This is a genomic window from Geobacter sp., assembly GCA_009684525.1.
In the GTDB taxonomy this organism is placed as follows: domain Bacteria; phylum Desulfobacterota; class Desulfuromonadia; order Geobacterales; family DSM-12255; genus Geoanaerobacter.
This window is the reverse complement of the sequence record WKKR01000005.1, coordinates 267,141-293,197: the sequence shown is the minus strand read 5'-3', so window position 1 is coordinate 293,197 and position 26,057 is coordinate 267,141. Positions and strand designations below refer to the sequence as shown.

Here is a 26,057-nt window from a genome sequence, read left to right as displayed (position 1 = left end):
AAGGACGGCAAGTCCATGCTGGGTCTGGATGCACCGCTCTTCCCGCTGAAGAACCCGGGCATCCTCTCGATCCCGGTCGGCTTCCTGGCAGCCATCATCGGCTGTCTGGCCTTCCCGAGCCGCAAGTCCGAAGAGATGTTCGACGAGATCTACGTCCGCCAGAACACCGGTATCGGCATGGCTAAGGCCATTGACCACTAACAGAGGATCAACTGTGTGATACAATGTGGGGAAGGCTTGCCTTCCCCTTTTTTTTGGACTCCAGACCATGTACCACGAGATAATCCACAAAATAGCTCCGGAGGAGCTGCACCAGCAGATCATGCGGCGAGTCCGCGACTTCCTGCCGCTTTTGACCGGTAGCGAGGCGCGCAGGCTCCTTGATGAACTCTGCACGCGGTTTGAAAAGGAGATGAACCTTGTCTCGGGGAGTTCGGGGCGGCAGCGGGAGCTGTGTCAGTCGATCGGGGTCACCTCGGACTACGGTAAGCTCAAAGAGATCCATGACACGCTCAATCTCCAGGAGATGGAGCGTTTTCTCGCGTCGCAGTCGGTTCCAGCCCTGCATGCAAGCTGCACCGAGTACCGCGACCTGCTGGCAGGGAGAGCGCTTTCGCTGGTGGAACAGGAACTTGCAGGCGAAGGGAAGGGAGCACCGCCAGTCCCCTATGCCCTGATCAGCATGGGGAGCGACGGTCGCGAGGAGCAGACCCTCATTACTGACCAGGATTATCTGATCGTTTATGCCGATGGCGACGAGGAGGTCGACCGCTATTTCAAAGAGTTTTCCGAACTTCTGGTTGAGCGGTTGGCAGAGATCGGTTTCAAGAAGTGCACCGGCGACATCATGCCCTCGAACCCCACCTGGCGCGGTTCCTATACCCAGTGGCGGAGAAAGCTCCTCTCCATTGTGCGGTATGAATATGAAGACTATGGGAAGAACCTGATGGATCTCATAGTCCTTTCCGATGCCCGCGCTGTTGCCGGTGACCAGAAGCTGGCCAAGGAGCTGATATCTCTCATCCGTGGTCTGGAACAGGATTATTTCCAGGTTTTATGGGGCATGGCCAAGGCCGCCACCGAGATGAAACTGGCACTCGGGTTCCTGAAGCGGCTCTGGACCGAGGGTTCGGGTGAACACAAGGGAGAGTTCAACCTGAAACTCCTTGCCTGGGCACCCCTGGTGATGAACGTCCGGATACTCGCCATCAACCAGGGGATACCTGCCACCAGCACCCTGAAACGGATCGAGCTATTGGAAGCGGAACGGAGCTTTTCCCGCAACACCGCAGCAGGCCTCACCGATGCCTACCTTGCCCTTACCCGCCATCGAATTCTCTTGCAGATCAAGGTCATCAAGGGGATTCAGAAGGACTCCTATTATCTGAACCCCTATGAACTCTCCACCGAGGAGCGGGAACGGGTGCGCAACGCCCTCATCCGGATCGAGGAACTGCAGAAGATCATCCACACCAATTTCTCCATCATGTGATTTCTCCATTATTGGCATGCCTGTTGTGGTCGTGGTTTGTGTCGAACGGCAGTTCCGGCACCCGTCCAGCTTCCTCTTGCACCTGGTGTTGCAAATATGCTACATAGTTCCCAACCGGAAGGAGAGAGACTATGGCCATTGCCGCAAAAATCCAGACCTTCATCGAGGGAGCGTCCTGGATCCGCAAGATGTTCGAGGAAGGGGAACGGCTCCGGGCAGTCCACGGCGCCGATAACGTCTACGATTTCACCTTGGGGAATCCCAATATCGAGCCCCCTGCCCGATATGACGAGGAGTTCCGGCGACTGGCGGCAGCCCCTCCTCTCGGCATGCACCGCTACATGAGCAATGCCGGTTACCAGGAGACTCGCGCCGCAGTTGCCGAGGTGCTGTCCGAGTCGTCCGGTCTGCAGGTGACTGCGGCGAACGTGGTCATGACCTGCGGCGCCAGCGGCGCCCTCAACGTGGCCCTGAAGACGATCCTCAACCCCGGCGAAGAGGTGATCATCCTGACCCCGCACTTTGTCGAGTACAAGTTTTACATCGACAACCATGGCGGCGTCCCCCGCGAGGTCTGGACAGACCCGGAAACCTTCCAGCTCGACCTGCCGGCGATCGAGAATGCTATTTCCGAAAAGACGCGGGCGATCATCATCAACACCCCCAACAACCCCACCGGGGTCATCTATCCTGCCGAAAGCCTGCAGAAACTGGGCGATCTGGTGCAGCGTAAGGAGCGGGAACTGGAGCGGCAGATCTACGTCATCTCCGACGAGCCCTATGCCCGTATAGCTTACGACGGCATGGCAGTGCCCAGCATCTTCCCCTTCATCGACAATGCGGTGATCGTCACCTCCCATTCCAAGGACCTGGCCCTGCCGGGCGAGCGGATCGGCTACCTGGCGGCCAACCCGCGCATGACCCATGTGGAGCTTTTCATGGAAGGGGCGATTTTCTGCAACCGCACCTTGGGGTTCGTCAACGCACCGGCGCTTCTCCAGCGCCTGGTGGCAAAGCTCCAGCGTGAATCGGTGGATATCGGCGAATACCGGCAAAAGCGGGATCTCCTCTACGAGGGGCTGACCGGCCTCGGATTCAGCATGGTGAAGCCGGATGGGGCATTCTACCTCTTCCCCCGTTCGCCCATTGCAGACGATGTGGCGTTTGTCCGCCTGGCCCAGAAGCACCACATCCTGCTGGTCCCCGGTGCGGGATTCGGTGCTCCCGGCTACTTCAGGATCGCCTATTGTGTTGACAAGGGGATGATCGAGCGGAGCCTCCCCGCTTGGGGCGCACTTGCCAAAGAGGTCGGGCTCTGACCCTGATGGACGAGCTAAAGGAGCAGGTCGGACATGGCACAGACCATATTGATTGTCGATGACGAAGAGAGCATCCGCACCTCGCTGGTGGGTATCCTGGAGGACGAAGGCTACCGGACCCTCCTGGCGGTGGATGGTGTCGAGGCGTTGGAGTCGGTGCAGCGGGACCTCCCCGACCTGGTGCTGCTGGACATCTGGATGCCGCGCCTGGACGGGCTGGAGACCCTGCAGAAGCTGAAGGAGATCCATCCGTCGCTGACCGTGGTGATGATGTCCGGGCACGGCACCATCGAGACGGCGGTGCGGTCCACCAAGCTGGGGGCCTATGATTTTGTCGAAAAACCCCTTTCCCTGGAGAAGCTGCTGCTCACCATCCAGAATGCCCTGGGGATGCAGCGGCTGCGGGAAGAGAACGAGACCCTGCGCGACGCCGTGCTGCAGGGGCACGAGATGGTCGGTGCCTCGCCAGCCCTGAATACCCTGCGGGATCAGATCCGGCTGGTTGCCCCCACCACCGCGTCGGTCCTCATAACCGGGGAGAATGGCACGGGCAAGGAGCTGGTTGCCCGTTCGATCCACCATTTCAGTAACCGGCAGAGCAAGCCGTTTGTGGAGATCAACTGTGCCGCCATCCCGGACGAACTGATCGAGTCCGAACTGTTCGGCCACGAGCGCGGCGCCTTTACCGGTGCCGTGGCCCAGAAGAAGGGGAAGTTCGACCTGGCTGACGGCGGCACCATCTTTCTGGACGAGATTGGCGACATGTCGCTCAAGACCCAGGCCAAGGTGCTTCGGATCCTGCAGGAGCGGAAGTTCGAGCGGGTCGGGGGGACGCGGACCATCGAGGTGGATGTTCGTGTCGTGGCTGCCACCAACAAGGTGCTGGAGGAGGAGATCAAGAACGGCACCTTCCGCGATGACCTCTATTACCGGCTCAACGTGGTCCCCTTCCAGGTTCCTCCCCTGCGCGAGCGGAAGGAGGATGTGCCGCAGCTTGTTGAATATTTCCTGGAGCGGTTCTGCCGCAAGGAGGGACGGGAGCGAAAACAGCTCGTTCCCGAAGCGGTTGAACTGCTGCAGCAGTACGACTGGCCCGGCAACGTAAGGGAACTCAAGAACATCATGGAGCGGCTGGTGATCATGACTCCGGGGAGAACCATCAGTACCGATCAGCTCCCCGATTACCTGCGCGGCGATACCCATCGTGTCGATGCAGTCACGCGCATCGACGGCATGATGGGTTTGACCTCCCTGCGCGAGGCTCGGGAGGAGTTCGAGCGGGAATTCATCCTCCAGAAACTTGAGGATTTCGGCTGGAACATCAGCAGGACTGCCGAATCCATCGAGCTGGAGCGGAGCAACCTGCACCGGAAGATCAAGAGTTACGGCATCGACCTGAAGAAATAAGGGCGAAAAGGTTGTGAGGGGACCGGAAGGAATCAGATCCAATCGAACAGGGAGGTTTGTATGTCCGAAGAGAAGAAATGCACCAATGAAAAGGGCCATCAGGGGCACATCTGTGTCCTGCGCAGCTTGGGGCTTGCCGACGAGATTGCCCGCCTGACCGTCAACCCGACCCATGTCTGCTTCACCTGCGGCACTGAAGTGAACAACCCGGCAAACGTCTGTGCCCCAATGCCGTTGTAGCCGGAACGGAGCGCCCGCCCATGCTAGCCAGGCTCTTTCTCGTCTTTGCCGTTGTGCCGGTGGAACTCTATCTTTTGATCAAGGTGGGGAAACTGATCGGTGCGTGGGAGACGGTTGCCATTCTGCTGGCAGTCAGTTTCTGCGGCGCCTGGCTGGTGCGCCACCAGGGGTTCGGCATCCTGCGCCGCATCCAGGGAGAGCTGGCCTCCGGTCGCCTGCCGGCTGCCGAACTCCTTGATGGCCTGCTGATCCTGGTCGGGGGGCTCATGCTCCTCACCCCCGGCTTTCTCACCGATTTCCTCGGCCTGGTCTTTCTGATCCCCGCCGGCCGCTCATTCCTCAAGCTGTACCTGCGCCGCTGGCTGGAAGGCCGTCTGGCAAACGGCGTCATCGTGATTCGCCCTCCCCGTTGAACGGAACGGGCTTTAAGGTACTGTGGCAACGAATCGGTCGGGATGGATTGTACGGTACCGGATCAGGTCATGGGGGGAAGGCGGAATTTCATCGCCAGGGGGACCAGCTGGGAACGGTTGGTAACCTTGACCTTGCGGAAGATGTGGCTGATGTGAGCCTTGACGGTCTGCTCGCTGATGTGCAGCTTCTCTGCGATCTCCTTGTTCTTGAATCCCTGGGAGACCAGGATGATGATCTCCTGTTCCTTCCGGCTGATTTTTTCGATGTTCTTGGCACGGGCTGCCGATTCGGCGTAGTTGAGCAGCGCCTTCAGCTTGCTGTTGTCGATCCAGACCTGGCCGTCGTGAATGACGGAGAGCGCCTTGAAGAAGAGCGGAATGTCGGTGTCCGTGGCAATGACGCCATCCAGCTTGTGGGAAAGGAGAATGCTGATGATCTCGTTTTCCGCCAGCCCCGTGTCCATCAGGATGACCTTGGCCTCGGGCCAGTGGGTGAACAGCTCTGCCTTGAGGGTGGAGGCGTCGACCAGAACCAGGCCGGGATTGAAGTCGGTTACCGATTCGGCATCAAGGGTGACGAAGGTTGTGAAACCGTCTGGGTTGCGTGTGAGCATCTCGGCGAGTGAGCTGCCGAGAACCAGGCTGCTCAGGTTAATGAGAATATTCATAGAATCACCTGCGGGAAGAAGTGGTGGTACAGCTCATGCCGCTATTATAGAGGGGAGTCTGTGAATGTCAACCGTATCCCCTTGATCTTTCCCGCCTGGCGGGTACAATCCCTGAAAAAGCTCGGAGCATGCTCGTTTCATGCACATTTATGCCGCCCAATGTTTCCTGGAACTCCCCAGCCATTCGCTCAAGGGGAAGCGTGGAATCGTCAAAAGCATCCTGGCGCGTGCCCGCAATCGCTTCAATGTTGCCGCTGCCGAGGTGGATCGCCAGGAAGACCCGACGAGCGCGGTGCTCGGCTTTGTCACGGTCAGTCCGAACCGGCTGTATGCCCGTCAACTCCTGGAGCAGCTGGAGGTATGGCTCGTCGATGAGCGGCCCGACGTGGCAGTAACGGCCATGGAGATCGAGGAATGGTGATCCGGCGCGCATCGACAGGTTGCAAAAAATCGACACTGCTTTATACTTACTGAGACTGAGAGCTGCAGAAGGGGGAGAGTACATGGATATCGCAGGGATCGCCGTGGTCGTTATGGCTGTGACACTGGTGGTTCTGGCCGGGGTGATGATTCCGGCCTGCATCGAGATTAGAAAGACCGCGATGGCGTCGCGCGAGACGCTGGCGCGGATCGAAGCCGACCTGCAGCCGGTCCTGCGCGAACTGCGCGAAACATTGGCCGGTACAAAGCTGATCGTCGAGGAGACTGCCGCCAACCGTGAGGATGTGACGACCTTCATGGCGGCGCTGGGAGATACGGGCAGGAGCCTGCACACCATCAACAACGTGGCCGGGTCGGTTGCGGGGGTATTGGCCAGTTCATCGCTCTGGCTCACCGGTGCAAGGGTGGCGGGCAAGTTCATGATCGACAAATTTCTGCGAAAGGAGGGGAAACAACATGGCAAACAATGACAATGGAAGCAGCACAGGAGCCGTACTGCTGTCCTTTCTCGCGGGTGCCGCCGTCGGTGCCGGCGTGGCGCTTCTGGTAGCACCCAAGAGCGGCAAGGAGATACGTGCGAAGATAACCGGTCTCACCGAGGATGCGGTCGACAAGATCAAGGAATATGTCAGCGAGGCCCAGGACAAGATCAAGACCACGCTAGAGGATGGCAAGGAGATCCTCCAGGAGAAAAAATCGATCCTCGCGTCGGCCATCGAGGCGGGCAAAGAGGCGATGGACCGCGAGCGGGAAAAATACAAGGATGCATGATTGCGGACGGAATCTGTTCCGGAGGGGCGCACGGCTGTGCGCCCCTTTTTCGTAGATGTCGGGAGGTGGCATGATCGGACACGAGACGATCGGCAGTTTGCTGAAGCGGCTGCTTCCGCCCCCTCTGGGTGAATGCGAGCCAGCCTCCTGCAGCGGAATCAGACGCCAGCTGTTGAAAGGCATCCAGATTCTCGTTGTCGCTGCCAAGGACTTCATGGCGGATCGCTGTCTGCTGGAGGCATCGGCCTTAAGCTTCACCACCATCCTCTCCCTGGTCCCGTTTCTCGCCCTTGCCTTTTCGCTGCTCAAGGGGTTCGGCGTCCAGAACCGTCTTGAGCCGCTCCTTCTCGACCAGGTCGCAGCCGGCTCCGAGGTTGCGGTCAGCAAGATCATCCACTACATCAACAACACCAACATGACCTCGCTGGGCGCCATCGGGCTCATTTCCCTCATCGTGACGGTGGTTTCCCTGTTCGCCTCCATGGAAGAGGCCTTCAACGGCATCTGGGGGGTTAGCGAGACCCGTTCCCTGCATCGCAAGTTTTCCGACTATCTGAGCGTCTCCCTGGTGGCGCCGCTTCTGCTGCTTGCCGCCACCAGCATCACCACCAGCCTGCAGAGCCAGGTCCTGGTCCGCTGGGTCCTCTCCATCGAATTCCTGGGCGATCTCCTGCTCGTTGTCTTCCGGCTGATCCCCTATCTGATTGTCTGGCTGGCCCTGATCTGCTTCTACATCTTCATTCCCAACACCAAGGTCAGGTTCAGGTCGGCGCTGGTCGGCGGCATATTTGCCGGTACCATCTGGCAGCTTGCCCAGTGGGGCTATATCCACTTCCAGGTGGGAGTTGCCCGCTACAACGCCATCTACGGGACGCTGGCCCTGGTCCCACTGATCATGGTCTGGGTCTACACCAGCTGGACTATCATCCTCTTCGGCGGCGAGGTGGTCTGCGCCCATCAGACCCTGCGCGGGTGGCGGGGGGGGCTGCGGCTCTGCTCCAGTCATTCCCTGCACGAGTATCTTGCCCTGTCGCTCTTGAGGAGGATCGCGGCGGTCTTCGTGGCGGGCGATCCGCCCCCGAACGAGGAGGAGCTGGCAGAAGAGCTGGACGTACCGGCCCGGACCGTGCGCGGGCTGCTCTCGTTCTATGCTTCACGGGGTATGCTGGCCGAAGGTGCCGGTGAGCCGAAGACCTATCTGCCCGGCCGAGATATCGACCGGGTCCTGGTTAGTGACGTCCTGGCGGCCCTGCGCGAGTATGGGGGGGAGGGGTGCTCCGGGGAGTTCGGCGCCCAGGGGGAGGATGCGGTTTCGCGGCTCATGGAGCGGCTGCAGCAGGGGACCGGGCAGCTGCTTGCCGGCATGACCCTGCGCGACCTTGCCCGGCTTTCCGCTGACGGCAGCGCAGGAGAGCTGGAGAGCCGACAGCATTGACAACCCTGCGTCAAATGACATATAGTGCCTCAACTTCCGCTCAGCCTGAAGCTCGTTATTCCTGCCCATGTCGATACCGGCTGGCAACACATCACCTAGGCCCATGCAGGACATAAAACATATTACAACCAAACATACCGGACGGTTCAGGCGGATCATCCCCCTGGGGCGCAAGCAGCATGCCCCGCGGAACGCCTTCAGGCGACCCGCCCCTGAAACACCGGAGCGCCGTCGCCGGCTCAAGGTGCTTTTGCCGCTGCTGGCATGCCTGATTGCCGCCTATCCCCTGTTTCATCTGCTGGTGTCGGCCAAAAACGCCATCTCCAGTGTAAGTGCCCGCTCTGTCCGTCCGACGGCTCTCCGGGGGGAGCTGGATTTCGCACAGTCGTTCCGACTTGCCAATGAATCGCTCCCGTCGGCTAAGCTTGACGGGGAACGGCTGCTGGCGCCGCTGCAGGACGGCACGACCGTGGTCTATGCCATCAACCCCGAGCTGCAGGCGCGTGTCAAGGCGGTCATGGCTGAATATCGGGTCCCATACGGGGTCTTTGTGGCTGTCGAGCCCAAGAGCGGCCGTATCCTTGCGCTGGCCGCCCACTCGGAGAAAGACTCGGCCTGGCAGGCCCAGGCTCCCTACAACCTCTATCCCATGGCCTCGCTCTTCAAGATCATCACGGCTTCGGCTGCCCTGGAGCAGCGGAAGGTGACCCCGCAGACCGTTCTTCCATTCCGAGGCGGGCTGACGTCCGAAAACCCCCGTTACTGGTCGGTGGGGAACCGGCGCGGCAATCAGGAGATGAGCCTGACCATGGCCATGGGGAAGTCGGTGAATCCGTTGTTCGGCCGTCTGGCCGGCGATGTGGTGGGGAAGGAAGGGATCATGCAGGGGATGGAGCGGTTCGGCTTCAATCAGCTCCTTTTTCCCGGAACCCCCATCACTCCCTGCAGCAGTGTGACGCCCCAGGACGATGGCGAGCTGAAACGGATGGGGGCCGGCCTCTGTCGCGACGTGAAGATCTCACCGTTCTATGCCGCCCTGATGATGGCGGCTATCGCCAACAAGGGTATGATGCTGCAGCCGATGCTGGCAGACGAGATCCGCGGCAGCAAGGGGAAGATCCTCTTCAGCGACCAGGCGAAACCGGTGCGGCGCGTGGTTTCGCCTGAAACCGCCGACCAGCTGGCAACGATGATGTCCACCACCGTGAGCCAGGGGACGTCGCGCAAGGTGTTCCGCGACCGTCGGGGCCGGCCGAAGCTCGCCGCCGTGGATATTGCCGCCAAGACCGGCTCCATCAACGGGACCGATCCGCCCGGCCATTACAGCTGGTTTGCCGCCTATGCGCCCATCGATGACCCGCAGATAGCTCTGGCTGCCCTCATCGTCAATGGCGAGAAGTGGCGGATAAAGGCTTCGCTTTTGGGCGAGCAGGCGCTAGAGGCGTTTTTCAAGTAACCCGGTTCCACGGGAGGGCACGATGGCATGCCGGCAATGCGGGACCTGTTGCGTGGCACCGGATATCTCGGCTCTGGACAAACCACTGGGTGAGCGATGTCGGCACCTGCTCCCCACCGGGCTCTGCGACATCTATGCAACGAGGCCTGCTGTCTGCGCCAGCTACCGTCCCGACGACCTGTGCGGTCTGATAACGGCACCGACGCTGGATGAGCGGGTAGCGAACTACCTGCGGCTGTTCGGGCTGGCTGCCGCCCCTGTCGAGGTCAGCGGAAGGTCTGAAGCGTGATCTCCCCATCCACCATCTCCGCGTAAGACAAGCGGGTGGCCCAATCACCGAGCGAGACCAGCAGTTTTCCCGACCCGTCCGGCGCAGGTTCCGTGAACGGCAGGTGGAAATGGCCGGTGATGACCAGCTCGTACCCGTCGGCAAAGCGTTGTGCGGCAAAATCCCGGAGAATCGTCCGACAGGCAGGGTTTTCTCCCTTGTAGTGCAGATTCTGTCTCCCCGACCGTCCCATCCGTTCGGCAATGGTTCCCGCCACTCCCGGCGGCACCACGTGGGTGAGCCAGCGGGTCAGGGGTGAGTGGAGGATGCCGCGCAAAAGGCGGGAGGGGATGTCTTTGGCATTGACCTGGTCGCCATGGCAGAGATAGGCCCGGCGCCCGTCCAGGGTCATGGCGGCCGGTCCCGGAAAGACCCGTGCCCGCAGGGTATCGGTGAAGAAGGGACCCATGTGGAAGTCGTGGTTGCCTTCGAAGAAGACGATTGCGGTGCCGCTGTCGGCAAGCTGCCGTAGCGCCTCCAGCACTGGCAGGTAGTGGGTGAAGGGGACGGTCGGATAGCCGATCCAGAACTCGAAGAAATCTCCCAGGATATACAGGGTCCCGGTGGTGCCGCGCGATTCGGCGAGGAAGCGGAGCATGGCCCGGTAGGCGGGATCTGACTCCCGCTCCAGGTGGGCATCGGCGATGAAGAGTGAACGCATTGCCACACTATAACGAAAAAGCCCTCGCAGGTAAAGGCCGGGGAGAAAAGAGTGCCCATCCGGAAACACCGGATGAGACATTGCGGGAGAGAGTGCCGTTGGGCGTGATGCGTGATGTGGACATTATCTGGGAAGAGCTCCTGGATGCCTTCGAGAACCGGGACCCGGAACTGGTCTACCTTCTGGACCGGCTTTCCGGCGAGATATATCTCGTGCCGGCGGATTATGACGACGAGGGTTTCTGGCAGGAGGTTGCGGAGAACAGCGACCAGTACCTGTCGATACCGGGTTTCGATTACGAGCAGGAGAGGCTGCTGCTCTACCAGTTCATCCAGGAGATCGACAACCCCCACCTGCGCGACATGCTCACCCGTGCCTATGCCGGCAAGCTCCCCTATGGCAAGGTGGAGGAGATCCTCTCCTTCTACCCCGACGAGATGGATCACCTGGAGGCCCTGCGGGAGTCGCATCTCTCCGAGCGGATCAAACGCTGGCTGGAAGAGCACGACATCTTCGAAAGTGATATACTGTGATGCTGCGGCGCATGGCCGTTGCTGATGATGCATCAGGGAGCAGATGATGGGGATCAACGCAGTAACCAGGTGGACCGCCGTACTGCTGGGGATCGCCTTTGCGGTGATCGCCGGCTATTCCATGAAGCACACGCTCTCGTGCTTCCTCCTCTCCTTTGTGTTCGCCTACCTGCTCGACCCGATCGTGGTGGGGATCGAGCGGCGCGGCCAGCGGCGCATCGTGGGGATCATCATCCTCTATGCCATTCTGGCGATCTTTTCGGTCTTCTTTTTCGCCTTCCTGGTTCCGTTCCTCACCGGTCGCTGGCAGGACCTGCTGCACAATCTCCCCCTCTACCTGCAGAAGCTGAAATCCATGTCCCTGGAGCTCAAACACCGCTACACGCCGGTCTACGGCGCGGCAGAGTGGCAGTGGCTCATCGATTCCTTCTCCGGGAACCTGGACAAGGTAACCGGGAAATTCGGTGCCGGGGTCTATGTCGCGGCTTCGCGGGTCGCCTTCAACCTGTTCAACCTCATGCTCGCGCCGATCCTGGTCTTCTTCATGCTCTATTACAAGGAGGCGATCAAACGCGAGCTGCTCAGGTGGTTCCCCCCCTTGCGGCGGGATCTGATCCTCCAGATCGGCAACGAGATCAACCGGAGCGTGGGGGGGTACATCCGCGGCCAGCTGATCGTGTCACTCATCGTTGCCGTGTTGTCGGCGATTGCCCTCTACATCCTGGACGTTGACTACGCTATTCTCAACGGCCTCTTTGCAGGAGCTGCCTCTATCCTCCCCTTCATCGGCGTGATCATTGCCACCATACCGCCGCTCTTCTTCGCCTATGTCAAGTTCCAGAGCGGCGTGGCCCTGTTGAAGGTCATTGCCGCCTTTTCCATCATCTATTTCATCGAGGGCTACCTGATCAAGCCGCTGGTCTTCAAGGAGGCGATGAACCTCAACCCCCTGGTCACCATTATCTTCGTCATGGCGCTGGGCGAACTGATGGGGTTCTGGGGGATACTCCTGGCCATTCCCATTGCCGCTGCTCTGAAGATAACCATCGAGCACGTTCGCAGCGGCGACTTCCGGGAACCCTGAGGGGTCACCATGGGCTCCCACGGCAGGATATACGCTTTCTGGGCATTCGCATTTCTGCTGTTGCTCCTGGCGAGCCTGTTCCTGCGCCATACCGTCTCCGCAGTCCTCACTTCTCTGGCCATCGCCTACCTCGTCAATCCGCTCCTCAAATATCTCGAAGCACGCGGCTTTCCCCGTGGCCTCTCCCTGGTGCTGCTCTATGGCATTCTGGTTGTCGGTTGCTTTTATTCGACGTTCTTCCTGATCCCCTATGTGGGCCAGCAGCTACAGCTCTTGACCCTGTCGCTGCCGGGCTATGTGAAGAACCTGCAGGAGGCCGCGGTTTCCTGGCAGAGGGAGCTTTCCCGGTATTACAGCGCCGAGGATGTCTCCTGGCTGGTCGATCGCTCCGTCGAGGTTCTCAACCAGGCTGCCACCGATGTCTCGGGCAAGGGGTACGAGCGGTTGAAGGGATTGGGCTTTGCCCTGTTCGACCTGCTCCTGGCGCCGATCCTGGTCTTCTTCCTGCTCTACTACAAGGAGGTCGCCAAAAAGGGGTTGATGCGGCTGGTGCCGGAGGGGTACCGCGACGAGATCACCACGCTTGGGAACCGGATCAACCGCACTCTGGAGCGCTTTCTCTACGCCATGTTCATCGACTGCTTCCTGGTCGGCATCCTCTGCTCCCTGTCGCTCTACCTCATGGGAATCGAATTCCCGATCCTGAACGGCATGATCGCTGGGTTTGCCACCATCATCCCGTTTTTCGGGGCGATGCTGGCGGTCATCCCGCCGGCGCTCATCGGATACCTGAAGGGGGGCGACCTGATGATCATTCCCAAGGTCTGCGCGGTCTATTTCATCATCAATACGGTGGTCGAGGGGACCCTGATCAAACCGCTGCTCATGCGCAGCGCCCTGCAGCTCAACCCGCTGGCGGTGATCTTCGCCCTGATGGCACTGGGGGAGATCATGGGCTTCTGGGGGGTGGTGCTGGCAGTGCCGCTCACCGCAGTGGTGCAGATCTGCAGCGAAGATATCCATGGACTCATGCTGGGAGGGGACGATGGCGGGACAGGCCAGATTTAGGGTCAGCGGCATGTCGTGCGTCAATTGTGCGGCGCGGATCGAGAAGTCGCTGGCGGAGCTTCCCGGCGTCGAGCGGGCCACGGTGAATTTCCCGCTGGAAGAGCTGAGCGTCGAATTCGACGATCAGCGCGTCACGGCTCAGGCAATCGCCGAACTGGTCCGACAGCTCGGTTACGGGTGCAAGGAGCTGGCCGGCGACGGCGAGCTCCGTTTCGGCGTCAGGGGGCTTCATTGCGCCTCCTGCGTGGCCACCCTGGAGAAAAAGCTCTCGGAGCACCCGGCAGTGAGCGCTGCCGTGGTCAATCTCTCCCAGGAAGAGGCCTTTGTCCGCTACGACCCGGCGCAACTGGGCCAAGCCGGCATCTTTGCCCTGGTGACGGCCGCAGGGTACCAGCCGGTGGCGGAGGATGCCGCTGCCGACGAGGCGAAGCGGTTTGCGCGGGAGAGGGCCTGGTTCGTCTTCAGCCTCTGCGCCGCACTCCCCATCATGGCCACCATGCTGCTCCACGGCAACCGCGCGGTGGGGTGGATGAACCTCTGCCTGGCCACTGCGGTGCAGTTCAGTGCCGGGCTCACCTTCTACCGCGGCTCCTGGTACGCCCTGAAAAACCGGAGCGCCAACATGGATGTGCTGGTGGCCCTGGGAACCTCGGCGGCCTACGGCTATTCCCTCTGGGCCTTTCTCGGAGAGGCTGGCGGTCATGGCGAGGTCTTCTTCGAGACCTCGGCCATGCTGATCGCCTTTATCCGGCTCGGCAAGTACCTGGAGGCGCGCGCACGGGGCAAGGCCGGGGAGGCGCTCAGGAAGCTCCTCCGCTTGCAGGCGGACCGGGCACGGCTGGTGGTCGACGGCGAAGAGCGCGACATCGCCGCCTCCCTGGTCCGGGTCGGCGACCTGGTGCTGGTACGCCCCGGTGAGACGATCCCGGTGGACGGTGAGGTGCTGGAGGGCTCCTCCACCGTGGACGAGGCGATGGTGACCGGGGAATCGCTCCCGATCCTGAAGGAGCCGGGGGGGATGGTCACCGGTGCCACCATCAACCGGACCGGCGTGCTGACGGTCCGGGCGACCAGGGTAGGGGAGGCGACGCTCCTCTCCCAGATCGTCCGGATGGTGCGGGAGGCCCAGAGCGACAAGGCGCCGATCCAGCGCTTTGCCGACCGGGTCTCGGGCATTTTCGTGCCGGTGGTCCTCCTGTTGGCGCTCGTCACCTTCATGGTCTGGTACGGCGCACTGCACCAGGAATTCCTCTTCGCCTTCAAGCTGGCCATCGCCGTGGTGGTCATTGCCTGCCCGTGCGCCATGGGGCTTGCCACGCCCACGGCAATCATGGTCGGCAGCGGGGTGGGGCTCGCCCGCGGCATCCTGATCAAGCGGGGCTCTGCCCTGGAGCGGATCGCCGGGTTGCAGGTGGCGCTCCTGGACAAGACCGGCACCCTGACCAGGGGAGAGCCGACGCTTGCCGCGCTCGTGCCGCTGGCGCCGGCCGACGAATATCAACTGCTCATGGCGCTTGCCGCAGCGGAAGGCTCTTCTAATCATCCCCTTGCCCGTGCCGCTGTGGCCGGGGCCGCGCAGCGGGGTATCTCTGCCGGTCCGGTATCGGACTACCGGGAGAGAAGCGGTTACGGGGTTTCCTGCAACCTCCAGGGCGAACAGCTCCTGGCCGGGAGCGAGCGCTTCATCAGGGATGCCGGGATGGACCTGTCTCCGCTGGCCGCAGATGCCGAGCGTCTTGCGGGCCAAGGCCAGTCGCTGATTTATGTTGCCGCCAATGACAGGGTTCTGGGGCTGGCATCCTTCAGCGACCCGCTCAAGGAGAATGCCCGGCAGACCATTGCCGCCCTCAAGGCCCTGGGGATCGAGACCTGCATGATTACCGGCGACAACCCGCTGGTGGCGGCGGCCATTGCCCGCGAAGCCGGGGTCGACCGCTTCGAGGCAGGCGTGCTTCCCGAACGGAAGCAGCAGGTGGTGAAGGAATACCAGCAGCAGGGGCGGGTCGTCGGAATGGTGGGGGACGGGATCAACGATGCGCCGGCCCTTGCCCAGGCCGACGTCGGCATCGCCATCGGCGGCGGGGCGGACGTGGCAAAGGAGACCGGGGATGTGATCCTGGTGAAGAGCGATCCCTACGACGTGGTGCGGGCGGTCCGCCTGGGTCGGGCGACCCTGGCCAAGATCAAGCAGAACCTCTTCTGGGCGCTCTTTTACAACATCATGGGGATTCCGGTTGCAGCCGGCGTTCTCTATTATCCGCTGGGGATCACCCTGAAACCGGAATTCGCCGGCCTGGCCATGGCCTTTTCGTCGGTATCGGTGGTTACCAATTCGCTGCTGTTGAAACGTCTGGCGCGAAACCTCTAGCCGGTTGTTGAAAACGAAGTTTCAGCGTAGCAAAAAACTCAGGCTGTTCAAAAGCAGTCAGATCGTCGCACCCGCAGGAGCGACCGAGGAGGCGTAGCAGCGCTACGCCGCACGAAGGGAGTGACGAGGACGGCGGCGAGATGGCTGTTTTTCAACAGCCTGCCAGGAGAAGAAGATGTTAACGAAACAGGAGATGATGCGGCTTGCCATCGAGATGGCAATCATGGTGGCGCTGGCAGCGGTGATCGGCGTGTCCTGGAATTACCGGCTGCTGGTGAATGCCTGGACGGGAAAGAGTTCCGAGGCGCCGAAGGCCGCCGCAGGGATATCGGCGCCAATCCCCTTGCCGCTGGGGCTCATGCAGGTCAAGGAGCTCTATGACCGCAAGGAGGCGACCTTCATCGATTCCCGCGACCGTGTCGCCTACGGCAGCGGCCATATCAAGGGGGCCATCTCCCTGCCGCTCATGGATACGGCAACGGCGATTCCCGAATTCGGCAATCGTGTGCCCAAGAACGCCACCCTGGTCGTCTACTGCAGCGGCTATGCCTGCGAGGACAGCATCGAGGTGGGGAGGCAGTTGCTCGCCATCGGCTACACCACGGTCTATTACTTCGACGGCGGTTTTCCTGCCTGGCGCGATGCCGGGTACCCGATTGCACGGAGGCCATAAGCAATGTCACGCGACGCGTCACGAGCCAAAAGTGGAGATCAGATGCAGAATCCCCTCATCAAGCACAGCATAGCCATTGTCCGGATCTGTCTCGGGGCTGTGTTCCTCTATGCCGGCATGCTCAAGATTGTCGACACCACGGCCTTTGCCGGCAGCATCGCGGCCTACCGGCTCTTTCCCTATTTCTTCAACTACCTGGTGGCTGCCGTTCTCCCCTGGCTGGAGGTCATCTGCGGCGTCGTGCTGGTGACCGGCTGGCGGGCGCGTCCCGCGGCTTTCATGATCTTGCTCCTGAACCTGTTCTTTACGGCAGCGCTCCTGTCCGCCCTCATCCGGGGGCTGGAGATCAACTGCGGCTGCTTCAAGCCGGGAGCCGCGGACCCGCCGCTCATGGCCATCGGCCGCGACCTGGTCTTCATGGCAATGGCTGGCCTGGTCATCTGGCAGGACTGGCGGCGTTCCGCGGCGTGACCCTGCTTGCAGTTTGCGCCGAAATGCTCTAGAATGCGCCCCGTTTTGCATCGTTTTTTCCGGAGTTGCCCGTGTCCAACGAGTTGATACTGATCATTGCCGCCTACCTGCTCGGCTCCATCCCCACCGGTCTGGTCCTGGCCCGGCTCGTGGGGGGGGTTGACATTCGCACCACCGGCAGCGGCAACATCGGTGCCACCAACGTCAGCCGCACCCTGGGCTGGAAGGTGGGGGTGCTGACCCTGGTCGGCGATTGCCTGAAGGGGGTTCTGCCGGTGCTATTGGCGTACCGCCTCGGCTTCACCGAGGGGTGGCTGGCCCTGACCGGGCTTGCCGCGTTTACCGGGCATATCTATACCGTCTTTCTCCGCTTCAAGGGGGGGAAGGGGGTTGCCACGGCCCTGGGGGTCTTTCTGGCGATGACGCCGCTTTCGGTGCTGGCGGCCCTGGCGGTCTTCGGGCTGGTCTTCTGGAAATGGCGCTATGTGTCGCTGGCCTCCATCTCCGCTGCCGCTGCCATGCCGCTCCTGGTGGCCCTGATCGACCGGCGCGGGCTGATCTTCCTCATGTCCGGCCTCATCGCCCTGCTGGTGATCTGGCGGCACCGGGAAAACATCCAGCGCCTGCGGCTCGGCACGGAGAGTAAGTTCAAAAAATCATGAATATGCCGGGATCGCTGCTGTGCAGAAAATACCGGCTGGTGTTCGCACTGGTCGCGGTCGTCCTGATCCTTGCCCTGGGAGGCTTTGCGCTCCTCATGCGTCCAGTTGGCGGCGATACCGCGCAACTGGTCGACTGCGTGAAAGGGGCGCCCCTGCAGCGGGTGGCAGCCGACCTGGAAAGGCGCGGGGTGATCCGGAGCGCCCGGGTCTTTGTCCTTCTGGCCCGGCTGCGGGGCGTCGACGACAAGATCAAGGTCGGCACCTACCAGGTGCGCGGCGACATGACGCCGCTTCAGATCCTGCGGAAGATGGTGGCGGGCGAGGTCTATGCCCACCGCTTTGCCGTGCCCGAAGGGTATTCCATCTACCAGCTGGCCGAACTGCTGGAGGCGCGCGAGATCTTCAGCCGCCAGGAGTTCCTGGCAGCCTGCTCAGACCGGCAGCTTCTCCGGGAGATGGGTCTGCCCGGCCCGAGCGCGGAGGGGTATCTCTTCCCCGCGACGTACATGATCACACCCGCCATGAAGCCCGCCGAGGTGATCCGGATGATGGTGGCCCAGTTCGACCGGGCCTATGCCGGGCGCTTCGGCGCTGCCGGCCGCGGCCAGGCTGCTGCACGGCACCGGCTGGTCACCCTGGCCTCGCTGGTGGAGAAGGAGGCGGTGGAGGCCAGCGAACGGCCGATCATCGCCTCGGTCTTTTACAACCGCCTCAAGCGGGGGATGCGGCTGCAGAGCGACCCGACCTCGGTCTACGGGGTGCGGGCCTTTGCCGGCAACGTCTCTTCCAGTGACGTGCGCCGCAAAAACCCGTACAATACCTACCAGATCGATGGCCTCCCTCCCGGCCCCATCGGCAACCCCGGCATCGAGGCGCTCCAGGCGGTCATTGCGCCTGCCCGGACCCCTTATCTCTATTTCGTTGCCAAGAAGGACGGCACCCACTTTTTTTCCACCACGCTTGACCAGCACAACAGTGCTGTTACAACGTATCTGAAGTGAGCTGCCGGAGGACCGGCAGCCGGGAAGCGCGCAACGGGGTACCGCAATGACGACCCGAGTCTTACTGGCCGAAGATAACGAAGCCCTTTCCCACATGCTGGTGCGGTTTCTCGCCGCCCAAGGGTACGAAGTCCTGGCTGCGAAAAGCGGCACCGATGCGTTGCGGGTGCTGGCGGCCCACGAGATCGGCCTGCTGGTGCTCGACCTGCGGCTGCCCGAGATAAACGGTATCGAGGTTTTGCAGCGGCTCCGCAAGACCCAGCGCGGGCACAACTTGCCGGTGATCATCATGACCGGGTACTACCGGGGGGGGAAGTACGCCGAGGCGGCCCGCGCCCTGGGGGTCGAACACTACCTGGAAAAACCGTTCAGCCAGCAGGCCTTTCTCCGCGCCGTCGAGTCGGCCACTGCTGCCACGCCGGAGAAGCGGTCAGCGCCGAACACCCTGCTGCCCCTCCTGGTGGAACTCCACTACGGCAGGCAGAGCGGCCTGCTCAAGCTCCGCCAGGGGCCGTCCGTGGCGATCTCCCAGGGGGTCCCCTATTCCTTCGTTTCCCGGGGGAGCCGGGATTTCACCGCCTTCCTCGCTGCGCGGGGGAGGCTGACCCCGGAAGAGCAGCAGCTCTTTGTCAACAGCGGTGAGGAGCGGCTGTTCCTGACCCAGTCCGGCCTGCTCCCCTATGAGGATCTGCTTGCCGAATCGCGCCAGTTCCTGGCGAAAACCCTCCTGGACAGCCTGCGCGTCAATGCCGCAGCCGAGTTCGTGCCGGGCGGCGTGGAGCCGGAGTTGCCGCTGGTCCCCCTGCTCCTTCCCGAGTTCATCTACGAGGCGGTTACCAGCCATTCCCTCTCGTTCAATGCCGATGCCTTTCTGTCGCGGTACGGGCACCTCTATCCCGGCCGTACGGCGCGCTTCTTCCGGCAGAGCAACTTCGTGGCCATGCGGCAGGAGGACATCGCCACCCTCGGTCTGATCAACGGCCGCCGCACCCTGCACGAGATCGTGGAGCAGGGGGCGGTCCGCAACGACGCCACCGGATTCTGCCACTTCCTCCGGCTGTTCCGTCTCATCGAGCTGCACCCCGCGCCGGCAGAGGAGGAGCGGGCCGATTTCCCGCTCAAGACCCTCTACAACCGCCCCCTGGAGGAAGAACAGGCAGCGGAGGAGAAATCCGAAGGGTTCGAGGACCTGGTGCAGGAGGTCTCCGGCTCGGTCGAGCTTGCGGTCGGCTCCCACGGCATGGCAGCGCCGCTCTCGTCGGCGGAGATCAGCTTCGAGCAGCAGGTACAGCGTGATGCCGCCTATATCAAGGACAAGAACTACTACGAGCTGTTCGGGCTCACCCCCGGCTCCTTCTCCTTCAATGCCCTCAAGGAGTCGTACTTCACCCGGACCAGGCCCTACGCCCCGGAACGTCTGATGGAGCTCTCCTCAGCCACCCTGGAGAGCGCCCAGGAGGTCCTCTCCTCCTTCTCCACCGCCTACAACACCCTTTCCAGCGTCGTCTCCAAGGAGCGCTACGACGAGCTGCTCAATGCCGAAAAGGTCGGGATCGACGGCAAGCAGGACGACAAGCTGCAGGCCCAGGTCCAGTTCCAGTCGGGCAAGGTCTTCCTGGAGATGGGGGAGTTCGCCAATGCCGAGAAGGCGCTGGCCGACGCCTACCGCCTGGAGCAGGAGAACCCGCTGCACTCCGCCTACCTCGCCTGGGCGATCTACCGTAACCCCGCCAACCAGGGGGCGCGGTCTGCCCAGGAAAAGGCGCGAACCCTCCTCTCCCGCTCGCTGCAGAGCGGCAAGCATGCCGAGGCCTACTCCTTCCGGGGCTGGATGCTCCTCGACGAGGGGCGCGACGGTCTGGCCGAGGGTGAGCTGCAGAAGGCCCTCAGGCTCAACCCCCGCGACAGCCTGGCCCAGAAGGGGATGCAGCTGATCGCCGAGCGCCGTCAGGCGGAGAAGAAGGGGCTGTTCAGAAAGATCTTCGGGTGAGCGGAGCGGCGCGACAGGTCATCGTCGACGTGGAAACCACCGGCATGTCGACGAACAACGGCGGCCGGGTCATCGAGATCGGCGCCGTTGCCGTCGAAAATGGGGCGATCGTCGCCGAACTCGGCACCCTCATCGACACCGGCTCCCCGATCCATTACGGCGCCTTCCGGGTACACGGCATCTCCCGCGAGATGCTCCGCGGCAAGCCGTCGCCGTCCGACGTCTGGCCCCAGTTCCTGGATTTCTTCGCCGAATCCCCGCTCGTTGCCCACAACTCGCCGTTCGACAGCGGCTTCGTCCGTCACGAGCTCGCCCTCCTCGGCCTGCAGCTCCCCAATCCCTGGCACTGCACCGTCCGTCTCTCCCGCAAGCGCCTCCCGCATCTCCCCAACCACAAGCTCGAAACCGTTGCCCGCCACCTCCTGGGCGACATCCCCGCAGACTGCCACCTCCACCGCGCCCTGGACGACGCCCGCCTCACGGCGCGGGTCTGGCTGGCGCTGCAGGGGTGCTGAGCTCTCCTGGCGTATCACTACTCCTCAATAAAAATTTTTCATCTCCCCGCCCAATTGTGACATTTTCTGTCGTAATCCTCTGTACACTATCCATTGCGTGACAAATCCTGGTCGAAGTCTCCCTACGAAAAGATTAAAGTCCTTGCATGTGCCGGGGTTGTATGGGATTAATGCTGTAACTGGCTGATTTGCCGTGTAAAAATACTTTACACTGTAAAATTTTTTTACACGCGGGGTGGTCAATTATTACGAGCGGATCGTCCGCGATGAGGCGGAATTGGCTGCAATCCGGGAATACATCGCCGCCAACCCGGCGAATTGGGCAGATGACGAGGAATATGCACCGTAGGGGCGAACCTCGTGTCCGCCCGGTTGATGATGTCCGTAGGGGCGCTGCTTGCCGCGCCCGGTTTTAGGAGGGATTTGATGGAGGGGTGTTTTCGGTATTGGGGGAAGGCAGAACGGGAAGGTGGCGGTTATCACCTGCTGCCCTATCACAGTCTGGATGTGGCGGCGGTGGCAGCGGTATGGTGGGATAGCTCGCCCGCGATTCGTCGTGGTTTGCAGTTGAATACCGATGTGCCGGAAGCTCAACTTCGAGCCTGGGTACTTTTCTTCGTCGCCATGCATGACTGCGGCAAATTCGATGTCCGTTTTCAGCAGCGGATGATGCCGCTTTGGCGGTTGCTCTACCCCGATGCCAATATTTATGCTCCTCTCCCCAGTTTCCAGCAATGCAAGGACTACAAACATGGCGACGGTGGTCTTTACTGGTTTCAACAGGATCGTCTTGCCTGTCTGAATGACACTGAGCCCAACAAAGGTTTCAACTGGGACTCCATTGACTGTGTGTCCTCGTCAGATGGCTCACTGGAATCATGGTTGCCGTGGATTCAGGCGGTAGCGGGGCATCACGGACACATCAGGACCACGTTCGTCCCGGATGCGTCTTTGCCCATCGGCTGCGACCGGCGTTTTGCGCAGATCGACCGTTCGGCGCGCGACGCATGGCGGTCCTGTCTTGAATCACTTTTCCTTCAGCCGGTAGGGCTCTCCCTTTCCGATTCCCCGCCACCATGTTCACAGATTTTCCTGGCCGGATTCTGCTCGGTTGCCGACTGGCTCGGTTCCCGGTGTGACGATGAGCATTTTCGCTTCTGCCGGGAGCCGATGGATTTGCGCACCTACTTCAAGGAGCGTTTCTCCCATGATGCGCCAAGCATACTCAAACTTGCCGGGGTGATCGGACATCCCCATGCATATTCCGGAGTCGTTACCCTTCTGGGGAAAGGCGATACTCCTCGTTCGCTACAGACATTGGTGGACGCGCTCCCCCTACAAGCCGGGCTCACCCTTGTGGAAGCGCCCACCGGCAGCGGCAAGACCGAAGCGGCGATGGCCTATGCCTGGCGTCTTGTCGCTGCTGGATTGGCCGACTCCATCGTCTTTGCCTTGCCGACCCAGGCTACTGCCAACGCCATGCTCGGGCGACTGCAGCGGATCGCTCCGCTGCTGTTCGCCGACAATCCGAATCTTTTACTGGCCCATGGTATGGCCCGCTTCAACGACACCTTTACCGCAATCAAGCATGTCGCTATTGATGGGTACGACCCTGAGGAAGACGGCTGGGTCCAGTGCAGCCAATGGCTGGCCGAGAGTCGCAAGCGGGTATTCCTCGGACAGATGGGTGTCTGTACCGTGGATCAGGTGCTCATCTCGGCGCTGCCGGTGAAGCACCGTTTCGTTCGCGGCTTCGGTGTTGGCCGGAGTGTTTTGATCGTTGACGAGGTGCATGCCTACGATGCCTACATGTACGGGCTTCTGGAAGCGGTGCTACGACAGCAGAAAGAGGCGGGCGGAGCGGCTATCCTCTTGTCAGCCACTCTGCCAGAGCAGCAGCGGCAGCAGCTCTGCGATGCCTGGGGAGTTGCACTGGAAAAACAGGGGGAAGCCACCCCCTATCCTTTGATCACCAAGGCTGGCGACAGTGGCATAGTACCCTACGAACTCGATCCTTCGGAGAGACCGGTAACGAGAAGAGTCAAGGTCGAGGCGGTACGCGTTGATGCGATGGTGCCCGACGACGCTTTGCTCGGTCGGATTGTCGCGGCAGCCGAGGCCGGGGCGCAGGTAGCGGTTGTCTGTAACCTGGTTGACATTGCCCAGGGTCTGGCCCGCACATTGCGTACCATGACGGCACTGCCGGTGGACCTGTTTCATGCCCGCTATTGCTTTGCCCACCGGCAACGGAAAGAAAAGCGCGTCATCATGAGGTTCGGCCTGAAAGGAAAGCGCAGAAGGGGACGAATTCTGGTGGCAACGCAGGTTGCGGAGCAATCGCTGGATGTGGATTTCGACTGGCTCATCACCCAGCTCTGCCCAGTTGATCTGCTGTTCCAGAGGATGGGACGGTTGCACCGGCATGAGCGGAATGACCGCCCGTCGGGATTCGAGCTGCCCGTTTGCACGGTGCTACTGCCGACTGATGACGATTTCGGCTTGCACGGTCACATCTATGCCAATACCCGCGCCCTCTGGCGGACGCAGGAGTTGCTGGTGTCTACGCCGAATTGCGAAGTAGTATTTCCTGCCGCGTATCGCGACTGGATCGAGTCGGTTTATCAGGATGATGCATGGGTAAACGAACCAACAGAGATTCGGCGACAATTCGACGAATACGAAATAAAACATTCGGTCAGTCGTTACAAGGCCTTACAGATGATCTCCATGGCTATAACTCCTTTGCCGGATTCGGACGAAAACGTTACTGCCGTTACGCGGGACGGGGAAATGAACCTTACTGTCGTGCCCTTCTGCACAACGCCGCAGGGGCGGATGCTGATGGATGGGACGTTGTTCGAGACGCTGGACGAATATCGGAGGCCTGAGTGCCTGTCGCTGAACAGCGTCGGCGTGCCGCAATCTTGGCGACGCGCTTTGGGCAATTCTGACGAAGGGAGGTTCTGGCTGGAGATGGGGCGGGAAGGGGAAGGCTATGGGGGTATTTCAAATGGAACGACCTTTCGCTATCACAAAGACTTGGGATTGGAGAAAGAGAAATGAATCTGCTGACCGATCAATGGATACCGGTGCGCCTGCTTAAAGGGAGCGGTACGGTGCAAAAAATTGCCTTGAGTGAACTCTTGTGCGGCGGTGAGGAATGGGAACTCTGCTTACCGCGCGACGACATGGAACTTGCGGCAATGCAGTTGCTGATCTGCATGGTGCAGGCGCTGCTGACGCCAAAGGATGGCAAGGGGCTGTTAAGTCGCATTGCCCGGCCGATTGCAGCGGAGGAATACGACGCAGCAACTCGTGATGTCGCCGACTGGTTTGTGGTAGATCATCCGCAGCAGCCGTTCATGCAGGTACGCGGGGTGGCGGCCAAAGACCCAACACCGATGGATAAGCTATTGGCAGGGGTAACCGGTGCCACTAACAGTTGCTTTGTCAATCAGGCTGGTCTTGCCGACGGCTTGTGTGGCGGCTGCGTGGCAATTGCGCTCTTCAATCAGGCATCGTGCGCCCCGAGCTTCGGCGGCGGCTTCAAGGCCGGATTGCGCGGCAGCTCGCCGATTACCACGCTAGGGCAGGGGGATCACCTGCGGCGGACCGTCTGGCTCAATGTGTTGAGTGATGAGGAGTTGATGCTTGATCAAAATTTTCCATGGCACCGGGAGACCGCTTCCCAAAAGCCCACCTGGATTGAGCCGATCAAGGTGGGCGAGACGATACCGGCCCAGTGGATCGGCGTCATTCGCGGCCTTTTATGGCAGCCGGCGCACATCGAGTTGTTGCCGCCGGTGCCCGCCGAAGCCTGTTCCTGCTGCGGCTGCAAGACGGATATAGCCTACACCGGTTTCAATAAAGCAAAGTTCAACTACACCGTTTCCGGAACCTGGCCCCATCCCCATTCTCCCCGGATCATGACCAGCAAAAAGGGGGAGATTGAACAGAAGTTTGCCGCATTCACCACAACGGCACCGGCCTGGACGCAATTAAGCCGGTTTGTGTTGCAACAGCAGATCGACAAGGACACAGAAGGTCAGCAACCCGCCGCCGTCATCCTTCAGTCACGTAAGATCCTGCCGCCACCAATGCAAACGTTGCATCTTTTGGTCGGCGGTTATCGCAACAATCAGGCGTCGGTCCTGGAGCGGCGTCACGAGGTGTTTACCCTTAATCACGGCTGGGACAAACATACAAAAGTCATTAACGATCTGGTCACATTGGGGCAGGGATATCGAGATGCCTTGGTGAAAAAAGCCCTTTATGTCTTCATAAATGGCGTGACCGATGTTAAAGGCGCCAGGCTAAAACTTGCCATCGCTGTAGATGCTCAATTCTACCGCCGTTCCGAACCGACCATCGAGGATACTTTGGCGCGGATCGATTTTGCTGACCCGGCACCGGAACTGACCCGGATGCGTGCAGCCTTTAAAGCAATCGCAACGGAACTTTTCGAGGAAACGACGCGGCCATATCTGAACGATCCCCAGTTGATACACACGTTAGCCGTTGCCAAGCGGACTCTTTACAAACATCTCAATAATCTTGAGCCACAACAGAATAAAGGAGGGGACGATGGAACCGCAGAAACACCCTGAATTCATGATGCTTTACCACGCCTGGGAGCAGTTGTCCAATGGGGCAAAGGCTGAACTCCGGCGGGTTGCCAAGCCGGAAGAGCTTTTGGATGTGCCGGCATTTTACCGGTTGTACAGCGGCAAGGCCCATGCGGAATGGGAAAAACGCGCATACCAACGTCTGATATTCTGCCTGCCCTACATCAATCACGGCACAGACGACGTGGGACTTGGCAAGGCACTTACTAAAGGCAAGGGCGTCAGTGAAAAACGACTGTTCCAAGTGGTACGCTCCGACGAACCAAACGACATGGTTCAGTTGCGTCGCATCCTGCAAATGACTGAGCCTACTGCTAACTGGTCAAAAGTTGCGAATACTCTTTGGTACTGGAATGATCGGAGCAAGCGCGACCTGCTGGAAGACTATTTCATCAATCAATCGAAATAAAAATCTTCATACAAAGAAAGGAACATT

General features: G+C 60.8%; 27 protein-coding genes. 25 read left to right on the top strand and 2 right to left on the bottom strand.

The genetic code is table 11. From position 1 onward, the window contains the following. The 6 genes from GJT30_16210 to GJT30_16185 form a co-directional block, all read left to right on the top strand. On the top strand, positions 1-201 hold a 201-nt coding region (locus GJT30_16210), incomplete at its 5' end, for a cation acetate symporter (protein MSM41161.1). A 67-nt stretch (positions 202-268) separates the two neighbouring features. Further along, complete coding sequence (locus GJT30_16205) at positions 269-1,492, top strand: nucleotidyltransferase (protein ID MSM41160.1); 1,224 nt, start codon at positions 269-271, stop codon at positions 1,490-1,492. 131 nt (positions 1,493-1,623) lie between these two features. Beyond that, positions 1,624-2,811, top strand: a complete 1,188-nt coding sequence (locus GJT30_16200; GenBank protein MSM41159.1) for a pyridoxal phosphate-dependent aminotransferase — start codon at positions 1,624-1,626, stop codon at positions 2,809-2,811. A 33-nt stretch (positions 2,812-2,844) separates the two neighbouring features. Next, complete coding sequence (locus GJT30_16195; protein ID MSM41158.1) at positions 2,845-4,218, top strand: response regulator; 1,374 nt, start codon at positions 2,845-2,847, stop codon at positions 4,216-4,218. A 60-nt stretch (positions 4,219-4,278) separates the two neighbouring features. After that, a complete protein-coding gene (locus tag GJT30_16190; GenBank protein MSM41157.1) occupies positions 4,279-4,458 on the top strand; it encodes a hypothetical protein in 180 nt (59 codons plus the stop codon). Positions 4,459-4,478: 20 nt separating this feature from the next. Beyond that, positions 4,479-4,871: a membrane protein FxsA gene (locus GJT30_16185; protein ID MSM41156.1), complete on the top strand. Its 393-nt coding sequence runs from the start codon at positions 4,479-4,481 to the stop codon at positions 4,869-4,871. Between the two features lie 62 nt (positions 4,872-4,933). On the opposite strand, the gene GJT30_16180 is transcribed toward GJT30_16185, so the two are convergent. Continuing rightward, on the bottom strand, positions 4,934-5,539 hold the full coding sequence (locus tag GJT30_16180) for a hypothetical protein (protein ID MSM41155.1): 606 nt from the start codon (positions 5,537-5,539) through the stop codon (positions 4,934-4,936). Between the two features lie 139 nt (positions 5,540-5,678). Between GJT30_16180 and GJT30_16175 the strand changes: the two genes are divergently transcribed. The 6 genes from GJT30_16175 to GJT30_16150 all read left to right on the top strand — a co-directional run bounded on the left by GJT30_16175 (position 5,679) and on the right by GJT30_16150 (position 9,931). After that, the gene (locus GJT30_16175; GenBank protein MSM41154.1) at positions 5,679-5,960 is read left to right on the top strand and encodes a DUF503 family protein; all 282 of its coding nucleotides are present in this window, start codon (positions 5,679-5,681) and stop codon (positions 5,958-5,960) included. 82 nt (positions 5,961-6,042) lie between these two features. Further along, positions 6,043-6,450: a DUF948 domain-containing protein gene (locus GJT30_16170; GenBank protein ID MSM41153.1), complete on the top strand. Its 408-nt coding sequence runs from the start codon at positions 6,043-6,045 to the stop codon at positions 6,448-6,450. Next, entirely contained in the window at positions 6,437-6,751 is a 315-nt protein-coding gene (locus GJT30_16165) for a YtxH domain-containing protein (GenBank protein ID MSM41152.1), read from the top strand. Before GJT30_16170 ends, GJT30_16165 begins: the two co-directional genes overlap by 14 nt. Before the next feature lie 55 nt (positions 6,752-6,806). After that, entirely contained in the window at positions 6,807-8,186 is a 1,380-nt protein-coding gene (locus GJT30_16160) for a YihY family inner membrane protein (GenBank protein MSM41151.1), read from the top strand. Between the two features lie 103 nt (positions 8,187-8,289). Continuing rightward, entirely contained in the window at positions 8,290-9,642 is a 1,353-nt protein-coding gene (locus GJT30_16155; protein MSM41150.1) for a penicillin-binding protein, read from the top strand. A gap of 22 nt (positions 9,643-9,664) precedes the next feature. Continuing rightward, positions 9,665-9,931 (top strand): YkgJ family cysteine cluster protein, encoded by a 267-nt coding sequence (locus tag GJT30_16150; protein ID MSM41149.1) that lies wholly within the window; start codon positions 9,665-9,667, stop codon positions 9,929-9,931. Here GJT30_16150 and GJT30_16145 read toward each other — a convergent pair. Next, the gene (locus GJT30_16145; protein MSM41148.1) at positions 9,909-10,631 is read right to left on the bottom strand and encodes a UDP-2,3-diacylglucosamine diphosphatase; all 723 of its coding nucleotides are present in this window, start codon (positions 10,629-10,631) and stop codon (positions 9,909-9,911) included. The two genes, GJT30_16150 and GJT30_16145, sit on opposite strands and share 23 nt — an antisense overlap. A 98-nt stretch (positions 10,632-10,729) precedes the next feature. Between GJT30_16145 and GJT30_16140 the strand changes: the two genes are divergently transcribed. The 13 genes from GJT30_16140 (at position 10,730) to casB (ending at position 26,030) form a co-directional block, all read left to right on the top strand. Beyond that, positions 10,730-11,164 carry a hypothetical protein gene (locus GJT30_16140; GenBank protein ID MSM41147.1) on the top strand — a complete coding sequence of 145 codons (435 nt, stop codon included), beginning with the start codon at positions 10,730-10,732 and terminating at the stop codon, positions 11,162-11,164. Positions 11,165-11,207: 43 nt separating this feature from the next. Further along, a complete protein-coding gene (locus GJT30_16135; protein MSM41146.1) occupies positions 11,208-12,248 on the top strand; it encodes an AI-2E family transporter in 1,041 nt (346 codons plus the stop codon). Between the two features lie 9 nt (positions 12,249-12,257). After that, positions 12,258-13,316 carry an AI-2E family transporter gene (locus GJT30_16130; GenBank protein ID MSM41145.1) on the top strand — a complete coding sequence of 353 codons (1,059 nt, stop codon included), beginning with the start codon at positions 12,258-12,260 and terminating at the stop codon, positions 13,314-13,316. Further along, the gene (locus GJT30_16125; GenBank protein ID MSM41144.1) at positions 13,294-15,684 is read left to right on the top strand and encodes a copper-translocating P-type ATPase; all 2,391 of its coding nucleotides are present in this window, start codon (positions 13,294-13,296) and stop codon (positions 15,682-15,684) included. The genes GJT30_16130 and GJT30_16125 overlap by 23 nt, the downstream gene beginning before the upstream one ends. A gap of 175 nt (positions 15,685-15,859) precedes the next feature. After that, positions 15,860-16,357 (top strand): rhodanese-like domain-containing protein, encoded by a 498-nt coding sequence (locus tag GJT30_16120; protein MSM41143.1) that lies wholly within the window; start codon positions 15,860-15,862, stop codon positions 16,355-16,357. A gap of 42 nt (positions 16,358-16,399) precedes the next feature. Continuing rightward, entirely contained in the window at positions 16,400-16,828 is a 429-nt protein-coding gene (locus GJT30_16115) for a DoxX family membrane protein (GenBank protein ID MSM41142.1), read from the top strand. Positions 16,829-16,899: 71 nt separating this feature from the next. Then, on the top strand, positions 16,900-17,490 hold the full coding sequence (locus GJT30_16110) for a glycerol-3-phosphate acyltransferase (GenBank protein ID MSM41141.1): 591 nt from the start codon (positions 16,900-16,902) through the stop codon (positions 17,488-17,490). Further along, entirely contained in the window at positions 17,487-18,491 is a 1,005-nt protein-coding gene (gene mltG / locus GJT30_16105) for an endolytic transglycosylase MltG (protein ID MSM41140.1), read from the top strand. The genes GJT30_16110 and mltG overlap by 4 nt, the downstream gene beginning before the upstream one ends. Before the next feature lie 46 nt (positions 18,492-18,537). After that, positions 18,538-20,481 carry a response regulator gene (locus GJT30_16100; GenBank protein ID MSM41139.1) on the top strand — a complete coding sequence of 648 codons (1,944 nt, stop codon included), beginning with the start codon at positions 18,538-18,540 and terminating at the stop codon, positions 20,479-20,481. A 44-nt stretch (positions 20,482-20,525) separates the two neighbouring features. Next, the gene (locus tag GJT30_16095) at positions 20,526-20,996 is read left to right on the top strand and encodes a 3'-5' exonuclease (GenBank protein ID MSM41138.1); all 471 of its coding nucleotides are present in this window, start codon (positions 20,526-20,528) and stop codon (positions 20,994-20,996) included. A gap of 426 nt (positions 20,997-21,422) precedes the next feature. Beyond that, positions 21,423-24,059 (top strand): CRISPR-associated helicase/endonuclease Cas3, encoded by a 2,637-nt coding sequence (locus tag GJT30_16090; GenBank protein MSM41137.1) that lies wholly within the window; start codon positions 21,423-21,425, stop codon positions 24,057-24,059. After that, on the top strand, positions 24,056-25,603 hold the full coding sequence (locus GJT30_16085) for a type I-E CRISPR-associated protein Cse1/CasA (GenBank protein MSM41136.1): 1,548 nt from the start codon (positions 24,056-24,058) through the stop codon (positions 25,601-25,603). Before GJT30_16090 ends, GJT30_16085 begins: the two co-directional genes overlap by 4 nt. After that, entirely contained in the window at positions 25,581-26,030 is a 450-nt protein-coding gene (gene casB, locus GJT30_16080; GenBank protein ID MSM41135.1) for a type I-E CRISPR-associated protein Cse2/CasB, read from the top strand. Before GJT30_16085 ends, casB begins: the two co-directional genes overlap by 23 nt. Positions 26,031-26,057: the final 27 nt, after the last annotated feature.

Excerpts from the sequence above, each read along its gene's own strand:
- GJT30_16205 (MSM41160.1), top strand. The coding sequence starts at position 269 with ATGTACCACGAGATAATCCACAAAATAGCTCCGGAGGAGCTGCACCAG.
- GJT30_16200 (MSM41159.1), top strand. The coding sequence starts at position 1,624 with ATGGCCATTGCCGCAAAAATCCAGACCTTCATCGAGGGAGCGTCCTGG.
- GJT30_16195 (MSM41158.1), top strand. The coding sequence starts at position 2,845 with ATGGCACAGACCATATTGATTGTCGATGACGAAGAGAGCATCCGCACC.
- GJT30_16190 (MSM41157.1), top strand. The coding sequence starts at position 4,279 with ATGTCCGAAGAGAAGAAATGCACCAATGAAAAGGGCCATCAGGGGCAC.
- GJT30_16185 (MSM41156.1), top strand. The coding sequence starts at position 4,479 with ATGCTAGCCAGGCTCTTTCTCGTCTTTGCCGTTGTGCCGGTGGAACTC.
- GJT30_16180 (MSM41155.1), bottom strand. The coding sequence starts at position 5,539 with ATGAATATTCTCATTAACCTGAGCAGCCTGGTTCTCGGCAGCTCACTC.
- GJT30_16175 (MSM41154.1), top strand. The coding sequence starts at position 5,679 with ATGCACATTTATGCCGCCCAATGTTTCCTGGAACTCCCCAGCCATTCG.
- GJT30_16170 (MSM41153.1), top strand. The coding sequence starts at position 6,043 with ATGGATATCGCAGGGATCGCCGTGGTCGTTATGGCTGTGACACTGGTG.
- GJT30_16165 (MSM41152.1), top strand. The coding sequence starts at position 6,437 with ATGGCAAACAATGACAATGGAAGCAGCACAGGAGCCGTACTGCTGTCC.
- GJT30_16160 (MSM41151.1), top strand. The coding sequence starts at position 6,807 with ATGTCGGGAGGTGGCATGATCGGACACGAGACGATCGGCAGTTTGCTG.
- GJT30_16155 (MSM41150.1), top strand. The coding sequence starts at position 8,290 with ATGCAGGACATAAAACATATTACAACCAAACATACCGGACGGTTCAGG.
- GJT30_16150 (MSM41149.1), top strand. The coding sequence starts at position 9,665 with ATGGCATGCCGGCAATGCGGGACCTGTTGCGTGGCACCGGATATCTCG.
- GJT30_16145 (MSM41148.1), bottom strand. The coding sequence starts at position 10,631 with ATGCGTTCACTCTTCATCGCCGATGCCCACCTGGAGCGGGAGTCAGAT.
- GJT30_16135 (MSM41146.1), top strand. The coding sequence starts at position 11,208 with ATGATGGGGATCAACGCAGTAACCAGGTGGACCGCCGTACTGCTGGGG.
- GJT30_16130 (MSM41145.1), top strand. The coding sequence starts at position 12,258 with ATGGGCTCCCACGGCAGGATATACGCTTTCTGGGCATTCGCATTTCTG.
- GJT30_16125 (MSM41144.1), top strand. The coding sequence starts at position 13,294 with ATGGCGGGACAGGCCAGATTTAGGGTCAGCGGCATGTCGTGCGTCAAT.
- GJT30_16120 (MSM41143.1), top strand. The coding sequence starts at position 15,860 with ATGTTAACGAAACAGGAGATGATGCGGCTTGCCATCGAGATGGCAATC.
- GJT30_16115 (MSM41142.1), top strand. The coding sequence starts at position 16,400 with ATGCAGAATCCCCTCATCAAGCACAGCATAGCCATTGTCCGGATCTGT.
- mltG (MSM41140.1), top strand. The coding sequence starts at position 17,487 with ATGAATATGCCGGGATCGCTGCTGTGCAGAAAATACCGGCTGGTGTTC.
- GJT30_16100 (MSM41139.1), top strand. The coding sequence starts at position 18,538 with ATGACGACCCGAGTCTTACTGGCCGAAGATAACGAAGCCCTTTCCCAC.
- GJT30_16095 (MSM41138.1), top strand. The coding sequence starts at position 20,526 with ATGTCGACGAACAACGGCGGCCGGGTCATCGAGATCGGCGCCGTTGCC.
- GJT30_16090 (MSM41137.1), top strand. The coding sequence starts at position 21,423 with ATGGAGGGGTGTTTTCGGTATTGGGGGAAGGCAGAACGGGAAGGTGGC.
- GJT30_16085 (MSM41136.1), top strand. The coding sequence starts at position 24,056 with ATGAATCTGCTGACCGATCAATGGATACCGGTGCGCCTGCTTAAAGGG.
- casB (MSM41135.1), top strand. The coding sequence starts at position 25,581 with ATGGAACCGCAGAAACACCCTGAATTCATGATGCTTTACCACGCCTGG.